The sequence below is a fragment of the Actinomadura sp. NPDC048032 genome (assembly GCF_040653175.1).
In the GTDB taxonomy this organism is placed as follows: Bacteria; Actinomycetota; Actinomycetes; order Streptosporangiales; family Streptosporangiaceae; genus Spirillospora; species Spirillospora verrucosospora.
Genome location: NZ_JBEZJP010000304.1, coordinates 1 through 10126, shown reverse-complemented (window position 1 = coordinate 10126; position 10126 = coordinate 1). Strand labels below are relative to the sequence as shown.

Here is a 10126-nt window from a genome sequence, read left to right as displayed (position 1 = left end):
GTCCGGTTGGGCTCCCAGGAGTTGTCGCTGCCCGCGCCGTGGAAGTCGTAGCCCTGGTAGCGAGGGCCGGACTTGAACCGGCGACACAGCGATTATGAGCCGCTTGCTCTGCCTGACTGAGCTACCCCGCCGAGATGGTCGGTGTGGACCGGATTGCCAGGATACCGGATGCTCACCGAGCCCTGGGAACACGAGAACCCGGACGATGATCGGGGAACCGGTTCCGCGGGCTCCGCGGGACCGTCTCCAGAATACCGGGTGCGCCGGTGAGCTGCGAAACGTCCTGCTGGAACCGGTGGGACGGTACCACAGGCACAGGTATGGAGCGAATCAGGGCGCTCGGCACCGCGGGGGCGGCGACGGCCGCTCCCCGGTACGACGAAGGCCGCCCTCCGGAATGCGGATGGCGGCCGGTTTGCCGTGAGCCCCTTTACGGAATCGAACCGTAGACCTTCTCCTTACCATGGAGACGCTCTGCCGACTGAGCTAAAGGGGCCTGCGTCGTTCGCGCAGTGAAACCATACAGGGTCCGGGCGCGTGGTGCGAACCGGATTCCCGAGCCGGTGTCCGCGCTGGTCAGCGCAGCAGGTTCCGGGCGATGACGAGCTGCTGGATCTGGCTCGTGCCCTCGTAGATGCGGAAGAGCCGGACGTCGCGGTAGAAGCGCTCGACGGCGACGCCGCGCATGTAGCCCATGCCCCCGTAGACCTGAACGGCGCGGTCGGCGACCCGTCCGACCATCTCCGAGCAGTAGTACTTGGCGCAGGACGGGCCGAGCTTGGTGTCCTCGCCGGCGTCGTAGGCGCGGGCCGCCTCCAGGACCATCGAGCGTCCGGCGTACAGCTCGGTCTGGGAGTCGGCGACGAGCCCTTGGATGAGCTGATACTCGCCGATCGCCTTGCCGCCCTGGCTGCGCTCCTTCGCGTACGCGACGGTCTCGTCGAGGATCCTCTGGGCGAGCCCCACGCAGACGGCGGCGATGCTGACCCGGCCATGGGCGAGTGACGCCATCGCGGTGCGGAAGCCCGTCCCCTCCGTCCCGACCATGGCGTCGGCGGGGACGCGCACGCCGTCGAAGAAGACCTCGGCCGTGTGGGCGCCGCGCTGGCCCATCTTCTCGTCGGACGGGCCGACGCGCAGGCCGCCCGCGCCCTTCTCGACGAGGAAGGTGGAGATGCCGCGGGAGCCGGGGCCGCCCGTCCGGGCGAAGACCATGAAGACGTCGGCCTCGGGCGCGTTGGTGATGAACCGCTTGGCGCCGTCGATGACGTAGTCGTCGCCGTCCCGGACCGCGGTCGTGGTCAGCGCGCTCGGGTCGGACCCCGCCTCGGCCTCGGTCAGCGCGAACGCCCCGACGACCTCGCCGGATGCGAGCCTCGGCAGCCAGGCCTCCTTCTGCGCCGCCGTCCCGGCGTTCACCAGGACCTGCCCGGCGATGCCGTTGCTGGTGCCGAACATGGAGCGGAACGCGGGGCTGGCGTAGCCGAGCTCGAAGACCAGCCGCACCTCCTCACCGAGCGAGAGGCCGAGCCCGCCGTACTCCTCGGGCAGCGCGTACCCGAACAGGCCCATGTCGCGGGACGTGCGCCGGAGCCGCTCCGGGATCGCGTCGGTCTCCTCGATCTCCTCCTCGCACGGGACGACCTGGTCGCGGACGAAGCTGCGGACGGCCTTGAGCACGTCGGCGAAATCCTGGGGCTCCATGCGCCCTATTCTAGAATCAGATTCCAAGATGGTGGGCGGATTCCGGCCCGGCGCACCCGATATGCCAAGGTGATCGTTTATGTCGCTCCAGCCTCTCGTCGATCAGATCGTCCGGGCCGCGGTGGTCGAGGACCGCTCCTTCGGCGACCTCCTCCCGCAGCTCATGCAGGTGTTCCAGACCGCCTCCCCCGCCGAGATGACCGCCGCGATGCCCCGCCTCGCCGAGGGCATCGCCGAGGCGCCCCCGAACCTCGGCGGGTGGCTCGCCATCGTCTCCGGCGCCTGGGTCGAGAACGGCGCCGACCCCGACCCCGTCGGGGCGCCGCTCGTCCACCGCATCTCCGAGGTCACCGCCGCCGCGCTGGCGTTCGCGAACGCGTGGGACCAGGCCGCCGGCGGCAAGCCGCCGGACATGCAGGAGGAGCAGCCCTCCCAGCAGGTCTTCGACACCGTCGCGCCGCACCTCGGGGACGGCGCCGTGACCGCGATGATGTCGTGGTTCGCGCTGCCGCAGTTCGCGATGGCGGGCTGCACCGTCCTGCAGATGGGGCCCGCGGTGCGGGCGGGCATCGCCGACCGCGACTTCTGCGCCTTCGCCGCCGGGCAGGCCGCCCAGTACCTCGGGCAGATGGAGCACTACCAGGCGCTGCTGCGCGTCCTGGACGGCGAGCGCCTCCTCGTCCTCGACCGCGCGAGCCGCAAGGGGTGGACGGTCACGATCGGCGGGCTCGGCGACAACTTCCAGCTGCACGTCCTGCTCGCGGGCGCGCTCATCGGACGCCCCGGCGGGCTGACCGGCGACCGTCCCGCGCCCGAGATCATCGCCTGCTTCCTCAACGCCGACACCCCGCCCGGGCGCCCGATCATCTCCAGCCCGTGGAACCTCGTCGACGCGCACGGCGAACCGATCTGGAACGAGGGCGTCCCGGCCGACATCCCGGTCGTGAACGGCACCCGCGTCGTCGTGATCGATCCGCCGTCCTACGAGCGCACGTTCCCCGCCGGACGTCGCTTCCCGCTCATGCCCGGCACCCTCCGCATGGAGGGCATGCACCTGCCGGAGGACCTGGACGCCTGGTGGCCGCACATCGCGGCCCCGACGCGCTGACAGCAGAGCGGCCCCGACGCGCTGACGGTAGGGCGGCCCCGACGCGTTAACAGCGGGGCGGCCCCGACGCGCTGACGGCAGAGCGGCTCCGACGCGTTAGGCGGGGGCAGCGGTCAGGAGTCGAAGCGCACGAAGACGGCGGTGGCGTCGTCGTACCGCTTCCCGCGGGCCGCGGTCGCCTCCGCCTCCGCGGCCCTGGTCCTCCTGACGAGTTCCCGCGGGCCCTCCTCGTCGAGGAGGCGGAGCAGGTCGCCCCACTCCATCCGGCCGAACCGCTCCACGAGCCTGGACGCGCCGTCGCTCAGCACCGCCGCCCGCCGCAGCCCCTCGACCGGCACCTCGCCGGTCAGCCCCTCGTACGCGGCCTCCGGCCTGGTGCTCGCCACCCAGAACCCGCCGGGGCTGTTGCGCGACCGCCGCACGCCCTCCAGGGTGTAGCTCGGCAGATGGTCGACCCGGTCGTCCCGGAAGACCCTGATCTCTCCGACGTCCACCACGATCGGCGAGTCGGCGAGGACGTACCACTCCACGGCCCCGCCGCGGCGGCGCAGCAGCGACACGGTCGCGGACGGGCTGTCGGGATTGCCCAGGTCGCACGTCTCGGTGTGCGCCTCCGCAGTCACCTTGATCGCCTCGGCGACGAGGTCGGGCAGGGGCTTGCCGTCCTCCAGCGCCAGCAGCGCCGCGATATGCCCGCCGAGCCTGCGCACCAGCCACGCGGGGTCGTGCCGGCAGCCGCTGTCGACCCCCTGCGGGGCGGTCGCGCCGTCCAGCAGCACCACCCAGCCGGGGCCGGCCGCCACGAAGTCCTCGTTCTCCCGTCCCGGCGTCGCCACACTCACATAACTCACCTGCACGGATGCAGGTCTACCCGGTGGCCCGCCCCTTGGGGAGCCGCTAGACCAATTCCCTCATCCCGAGTTCCCGCGCCCGTCCTGATGTGGTGGGCCTGAGGACGCGAACGCCGCCGCCGGGCGTGGCCCACCCCCTCCGGCACGTTTCGGCCCCGGCCGGAGGACCAAGTCGATGACCCCTGTGACCTGCGAAGATCATTTTCGGCTGAGAGATGGGCCACTTTCGGACAGCGATGTTTGTATCCACCGTCGCGGCCGCCCCGCCATCGCCGACCGGTGCCCCCTCGCCGCCCACTCCGGCCCCCAGCGATATTTCCGCAGGTCAAATGCCATATGGCGCAGCGCTCTGGTTCGCAGCGTCCCCGCCTGGACGACCTGGTTGACAGGACCAATGACTCCCTCATGGGACAAGTCACCTCAACTGTCACAGGACGTTCATCTGCGACTTCGCCGTCCTCAAGCCCCAAACGTTAACTCTGGCCCATTACCGTTCGACCACCACCGCGTTCCGCGGCCCCCACCCCCCGAGCGGCGAGAGGAGCACGACCCCAGTGACGTCTCGTGGTCAACGCGCGCGCGTGCTCGCCGCCGTCGCCGTGGGCGCGTCCGCCCTGCTCGTGGCCGGGTTCCTGGCTTTCCAGGCCTTCCGGGGAGACCCGGCGACCGCCGCTCCGCCGATGCCGTCGCCCGACGCGTCCCGTCCCGCCGAGCCCGCCACGACGGCGTCGCTGCCGCCCGCCGCTCCGCTCCGCCTCGAAGTGCCGCGGATCGGCGTGCGCACACCGCTGATGAAGCTGGCCAAGAACCCGGACCGGACGGTCGAGACGCCGCCGCCGAGCCGCGCGCAGGAGGCCGGCTGGTACCGCCTCGGGGCCGCGCCCGGCAGCCGGGGCGCTGCCGTGATCATCGGGCACGTGGACTCGGCGCGCGGCCCGGCCGTGTTCTACCGGCTGGGAGAGCTGCGCCCCGGCGACCGGGCCAGCGTCCTGCGCGCCGACGGCCGCACCGCCGTGTTCAGGGTCGACTCCGTCGAGCGGTTCGGCAAGGACCGCTTCCCCACCCGCCGCGTCTACTCCGACCCCGGCTACGCGGCGCTCCGCCTGATCACCTGCGGCGGGCGCTTCGACCGCGCCACCGGCCACTACGTGGACAACGTCATCGCCTTCGGCCACCTGATGCGCACCGAAGGGACCCGCTGACATGCGCCCCGTCTCCGGCGCCCCCGACGGACCCCGCCCCCACCAGGGACGGCACCGTCTCCCGCGCCCCGCTCCGCACGTCGGGGCGTCTCCCGTCCGGCGGACGCCCGGCCCGGGACACCTGGCGTCCCCGGTGGCGCGGGGAGGCCCCAGCCCCCGCCGCGCCCTCTCCCCGACCGTCACCGTCCCCGACCGGATGGCGGCCGCGCTCATGCCTCCGCCGGTCCGGCGCCCCTCGCCCCCGGCTCCGTCCCCGCCTCCACCCGTCCACGCCCGGCCGCGGCCCGCCCCCGCGCCGTCCCGCAAGGGGAAGGACGGCAAGCGCGACCAGGCCCCCGTGCGCGCGGACGCGATGCGCGTGACCGTCCTGATCCCGGCGCACAACGAGGCGAAGCAGATCACCGAGACGATCGCCTCGCTGCGCCGCCAGGAGCGCCCCCCGGACCACATCATCGTGATCGCCGACAACTGCACCGACGCCACCGCCGCGTTCGCGCAGCTGTGCGGCGTCGAGATCGTCGGCACCCGCGGCAACGAGCACAAGAAGGCGGGCGCGCTGAACCAGGTCCTCGACCGGCTGCTGCCGATCTTCGGCCCGGACGACGCGATCATGGTGATGGACGCCGACTCGGCGCTCGACCCCGGCTTCATCCGGCACGGCGTCGAATACCTGGCCACCGGCCGGTACGCCGCCGTCGGCGGCACCTTCACCGGCAAGCCGGGCGGCGGCGCCGTCGGCATGTTCCAGCGCAACGAGTACGCCCGCTACGCCCGCGACGTCCGGCGCCTCCAGGGCAAGGCCCTCGTCCTCACCGGAACCGCCACGATCTTCCGGGCCGCCACGCTCCAGGAGGTCGTCGCCGCCCGCCGGGACCGCCGCCTCCCCGGCCTGCCGCACGTCTACGACGTCCGCGTCCTGACCGAGGACAACGAGCTGACCCTCGCCATCCTCCACCTCGGGTTCCGCATCCTCTGCCCGAAGGAGTGCACGCTCACCACCGAGGTGATGCCGACCTGGCGCGAGCTGGCCCAGCAGCGGCTCCGCTGGAAGCGCGGCGCGCTGGAGAACCTCGTCGACTACGGCTGGACGCCCGTCACCCGGCCCTACTGGGGACGGCAACTACTCTCCCTGGTCGGCATCCTCGTGATCACCGCGTACCTGCTCTCGCTCGCCTACTCGGTGATCTGGCTCGGCGGGATCCAGATCAGCCCGCTGTGGGCCGGCATCACGGTGATCTTCATGGTGGAGCGCGTGGTGACCGTCCGCCGGCGCGGCCCGGCGCAGATGGCGATCGCCGCCACCATCGTCGTCGAGATGGTCTTCGACGTCTTCCTCCAGATCGTCCAGGCGCGTGCGTTCTGGCAGGCCGCCTGGCGCAAAGAAAGGAAATGGTGATCCATGTACAACAACCCCCCGATCGGCGGCGTGGCCGCCGGCTTCGGCGGCGCCGCCGCCGCGTCGCCCTGGCTCGGCCTCCAGGCCCTCTGGCTCGGCCTCGCCCTCTTCACCCTGGTCTCCGCGGGCCTCGCGGTGAAGCGCATCCTCCCCGCACGCAAGGGCTGACGGTGAAGGCCGGGCCCCTCCCCGGCCTTCACCCCTCTCCGGTAGGTTCCGGCGGATGGGGTCAATAGCGGGCACGGTCGCGACCGCGTGCGGCATGTTCGCTGCGACGAACGTCGACGACCTGATCGTCCTGACCGTCCTCTTTCTGTCCGGACGCGCGTCCGGGTCCCCACGGCCCTGGCAGATCTGGGCGGGCCAGTACGCGGGCATCGCCGCCCTGGTCCTCGTCTCGGTGGTCGCCGCGCTGGGCCTGACGATCGTCCCGGACGAATGGATCGGCCTGCTCGGCCTCGTCCCGCTGGCCCTCGGCGTCCGCGGCCTCGTCGCGGCCGTCCGCGCCGGAGACCACGACGGCCCTCCCGCGGTCGCCTCGGGCCTGCTTCCGATCGCCGGCGTGACGATCGCCAACGGCGCCGACAACATCTCGGCCTACACGCCGGTCTTCCGCACCATCGGCCCGGAGTCCACCCTCGTCACCGCCGCGGTCTTCGCGGCGGGCGTGGCCCTGTGGTGCCTGACCGCGTCCTGGCTGGGCTCGCACAAGAAGGTCATCGATCTCCTGGACCAGCACGGCCGATGGCTGGTCCCGATCGCCTTCATCACCATCGGAGCCTTGATCGTCCTACAGTCCGCCGCTGACCTCCGCCGCGCCCTCGGCTTCTGACCCGCCCCCTGCGTGGGGACGAACCGCAGCCGGAAGAGGCACAACCTGCCAGGCGGAAAAGCAGGGCCGGGCCCCCTCGTGGAGGGGGCCCGGCTGAATTCTTCGCGATCAGCGCTTCGGCTGCTCCGTGGAGGAGTCGCCAGAGCGAGGAGCCTCCTGCTGGGGGCTCTTCTGCTCCTTGTCCTTGTCCTTGTCGCCGGTCACTGCGAGCACAGCCCCGACAACGGCTGCTCCGATGACCTGTCGCCGGGTGATCTTCCCGTCTCCCATGGTTCTCTCTTTTCTCTTGTTTTTCAGTTGACTGCGGGACCGAGCCCGCAGGACGTACCGTCCGTGCACCACGCCCTAGCGCAAGCGGCCGAGAGCATTCGGTGAGCACGGCGGCATCGCATCGGGATCAGCGCGCGGAGTCAGCGGCATCGCGCGCATCCGGGGAGCCAGGAAGGCGGGCCACTGAACACCGAGAGCGCTCAGGCGCGATCGCGACTGGCCGAACCGGCCGTCCCGCGTGAGAGAGACACAGGCGAAGGAGATCAGACGAAAACGCCGACAGACGCGTGACCGCCTTTACGTGAACCCCGCAATTCACGTAAAGGCAGTCACTTCCGCGGCGTCAGCCGCTGGCTATTTGAACGCGGTGTAGCGGCCGTAGGGCGCGGTCAGCACGAAGCTCTTGTACTTCCCGGTCTTGCAGTTGCTCCACGTGTAGTACATGTTCCCGTAGACCCGGCGCATCTCGAAACCGCGGGTGACCCTCAGCGTCGTCTTCGGCGGGACCGTGGTCTCGTCGCTCTGTGTGGTGGTGATGCTCTCCGACTTCTCGAGACCGCCGCCGGCCTTCACGTTCACCTCGGCGAAGAACCAGGCCTTGAACGAGCCGGACACCTCGACGTTGACGTTCCACTTCGTACTCGCTTGCTGGCTGAGGGTGTAGGTGCGCTTCACCGACCGCTTCGAACCGTTGTACAGTTTCTCCGTCTCGCCCGTCGACTTGCGGAAGTTGACCTTGCGCTGGACCTTGACGGCCCAGCCGGGGTCGCAGTGCGGGCTCGCCGCCCTGGCGACCTTGTCCTGCGCGGCCACCTGCCCGGCGGTGCTGGAGTGGCCGGACCCCGAGACGGCCAACGCGATGGCCGGGACGGCGACCAAGGCGGCCGCTCCGGTGCCGATCGCGGCGATGCGGGCCTGCTTTGCCTTCGAGCTCTTCACGAATTCTCCCTGAGTCGATACGCGATTTCCGATCGGTGGGGAGAGCTTAGAAATCCAGGAAGAAAGCACCCTAGGGCCTTAGGGCCCTACCCGGCGCTGACGGGGACCCCAAGCCCGGCACTCAAAACGTGCATTGCAGAGAGAAGAAGCGGAAACCGGACATCGAGATGACGCGCCTTCCCGCGTCCCCGCGGGCCCACGGCGCGGAATTTCCATGACGAGGACTGACAGGCCGATTCTTCCGCCCGCATTCTGCAAGCCATGCGAGCGCGCGTGGCGCCCAGGGCCCCGAGGGCCTCACTCCCGATCAGTCCGCCTGACCGCCATGTGGACGCGGCGATCGTCCCGACCACGCACGGAGCCCAGCGATCCGTCTCGACACTGGCCCTTGAACACATGGGCCAGTTCTTGGTTCCCCCAGCCACCGGCTATATCGAGTCGGCGGCGAAGCCACGTCCGGGTTCAGGCGGAGCGGGAGAACGTCACGTAGCCGGCGACCAACCGGTAGCCGAGACCTTGATAGGTGGCGCTACTCGCCGGGGTCGCGACGTGCACGATCTCGGTCGCGCCGGCGGCCAGCAGTGAGCGGGTGACAGCGGCCACCAGGGCGGTCGCGTAGCCGCGTCCCCGGTGCTCGTTCGTCGTGTAGATCAGGTCGAGCCGCACCGCCGAGCCGAACCGGGGCCCGTGACCGGCGACCGCCACCACGCGGCCACCGGCCTCCCAGACGTACAGGTCACCGGCGGCGAGGCGGCCGGCGACGGCGCCGAGCGTGCCGTGGCCCCGGGTGACGGCCTCGTACCAGCGGTCCAGCAGATCGTGGTCCGTCGGCGCCGCGGGCCGCGCGAAGCCGTCCGGCACCGAACAGGGCCGAAGCGCCTCCAGCCGATACAACCGCAGCCGGGGACCGACCACCCGCCCAGGACATCCCGACGCGAACGCCTCGGCAAGGTCACTGCGGCCCTCCCACGCGTGGGGCGCGTCGTCCAGATACCCCGGCAGCGCAGCCGCGGCCTCCACCGGCATGTCGCCAAGAAGCAACGGGCCGAAAGAGGGGCGGACGAACGCGCCACCGACCGTCCCCCCAGGATCCGTCCACCATCCGAACAGCGGCGGAGTCCCTCTACCACCTGAGCGGCGGAAGGCGGACAGCGCGATCAGCAGGGGAAGGTTGGTCGCCGCCCGCGCGAGCAGGAACTCCTCCCCTGGGCCGAACTCAGCCGGGTCGCCCACCACAGACCAGCCGGAAGTCAACGCCACGTCCGCCCCCTCCAAGCAACGGGAACCACCTGACTTATTCGGGCATCGGCAGCGTCTCAGAAGACCACCTCGTCCGGGCCCGGACGGCGGCATCCGCTCGTTCGGAGGGGATCCGCACCGACGCCGACGCCATGATCATTGCGTGTTGCCGTCGTGGTCGGACGGTCGTGAGTGCACCACGAGAGAGTCTCGAGGTGTCACGTTAAAAGGAGATCTACCATGACTGCTCCGGGTATGACCCCCGAGAAGGTCGCGGACAAGCTGCGAGTCCTCGCGGCCCTGGCTCCTCTGGTCACCGAGAGCCCGACGGCCGCGAAGATGTGCGGCGAGCTGGCCCGGGAACTGCGTCCCGTCATGGCGACGGTGATGCGCGCGCTCGTCTTCTTCGCCCTCGCCGACACCGTCGCCACGCTCACGAAGCCGGGCGGCCTCCTGGAGGACTTCCTCAAGGGCGGCCCCTCCACCGGCAGCACCACCAAGACCTCCGACACCGAGTGACACAGGGCCTGCAAGGGCAACGACCGGTACGTCGTCCTGGACGTCACGTACGCCCTGGAGGAGGCC

General features: G+C 70.8%; 10 protein-coding genes and 2 tRNA genes. 6 read left to right on the top strand and 6 right to left on the bottom strand.

Going from position 1 to position 10126, the window contains the following annotated elements; all coding sequences use genetic code 11:
- Positions 1 to 54 precede the first annotated feature (54 nt).
- The 3 genes from AB0C69_RS30060 to AB0C69_RS30050 form a co-directional block, all read right to left on the bottom strand.
- Positions 55 to 131 (bottom strand) — tRNA-Met (locus AB0C69_RS30060).
- Between the two features lie 292 nt (positions 132 to 423).
- Positions 424 to 496: transfer RNA gene (locus tag AB0C69_RS30055), tRNA-Thr, on the bottom strand.
- Positions 497 to 576: 80 nt separating this feature from the next.
- Positions 577 to 1704, bottom strand: coding sequence for an acyl-CoA dehydrogenase family protein (locus tag AB0C69_RS30050; RefSeq protein ID WP_360358465.1), 1128 nt, complete (start codon positions 1702 to 1704; stop codon positions 577 to 579).
- Between the two features lie 79 nt (positions 1705 to 1783).
- Between AB0C69_RS30050 and AB0C69_RS30045 the strand changes: the two genes are divergently transcribed.
- Entirely contained in the window at positions 1784 to 2812 is a 1029-nt protein-coding gene (locus AB0C69_RS30045; RefSeq protein WP_360358464.1) for a hypothetical protein, read from the top strand.
- Between the two features lie 113 nt (positions 2813 to 2925).
- On the opposite strand, the gene AB0C69_RS30040 is transcribed toward AB0C69_RS30045, so the two are convergent.
- Entirely contained in the window at positions 2926 to 3654 is a 729-nt protein-coding gene (locus tag AB0C69_RS30040) for a hypothetical protein (protein WP_345178388.1), read from the bottom strand.
- Positions 3655 to 4217: 563 nt separating this feature from the next.
- Here AB0C69_RS30040 and AB0C69_RS30035 point away from each other — a divergent pair.
- The 4 genes from AB0C69_RS30035 to AB0C69_RS30020 are packed head-to-tail and all read left to right on the top strand — an operon-like array spanning position 4218 to position 7093.
- Positions 4218 to 4865, top strand: a complete 648-nt coding sequence (locus tag AB0C69_RS30035) for a class F sortase (protein WP_353831433.1) — start codon at positions 4218 to 4220, stop codon at positions 4863 to 4865.
- Position 4866: 1 nt separating this feature from the next.
- Positions 4867 to 6261, top strand: coding sequence for a glycosyltransferase family 2 protein (locus AB0C69_RS30030; RefSeq protein ID WP_360358463.1), 1395 nt, complete (start codon positions 4867 to 4869; stop codon positions 6259 to 6261).
- Between the two features lie 3 nt (positions 6262 to 6264).
- Positions 6265 to 6429 carry a hypothetical protein gene (locus AB0C69_RS30025; protein WP_160160924.1) on the top strand — a complete coding sequence of 55 codons (165 nt, stop codon included), beginning with the start codon at positions 6265 to 6267 and terminating at the stop codon, positions 6427 to 6429.
- A 55-nt stretch (positions 6430 to 6484) separates the two neighbouring features.
- The gene (locus AB0C69_RS30020; RefSeq protein WP_360358462.1) at positions 6485 to 7093 is read left to right on the top strand and encodes a cadmium resistance transporter; all 609 of its coding nucleotides are present in this window, start codon (positions 6485 to 6487) and stop codon (positions 7091 to 7093) included.
- Positions 7094 to 7717: 624 nt separating this feature from the next.
- On the opposite strand, the gene AB0C69_RS30015 is transcribed toward AB0C69_RS30020, so the two are convergent.
- On the bottom strand, positions 7718 to 8302 hold the full coding sequence (locus AB0C69_RS30015) for a hypothetical protein (protein ID WP_353831436.1): 585 nt from the start codon (positions 8300 to 8302) through the stop codon (positions 7718 to 7720).
- Positions 8303 to 8764: 462 nt separating this feature from the next.
- Positions 8765 to 9562 (bottom strand): GNAT family N-acetyltransferase, encoded by a 798-nt coding sequence (locus AB0C69_RS30010; protein WP_360358461.1) that lies wholly within the window; start codon positions 9560 to 9562, stop codon positions 8765 to 8767.
- A gap of 219 nt (positions 9563 to 9781) precedes the next feature.
- Between AB0C69_RS30010 and AB0C69_RS30005 the strand changes: the two genes are divergently transcribed.
- Positions 9782 to 10060, top strand: a complete 279-nt coding sequence (locus tag AB0C69_RS30005) for a hypothetical protein (RefSeq protein ID WP_360358460.1) — start codon at positions 9782 to 9784, stop codon at positions 10058 to 10060.
- Positions 10061 to 10126: the final 66 nt, after the last annotated feature.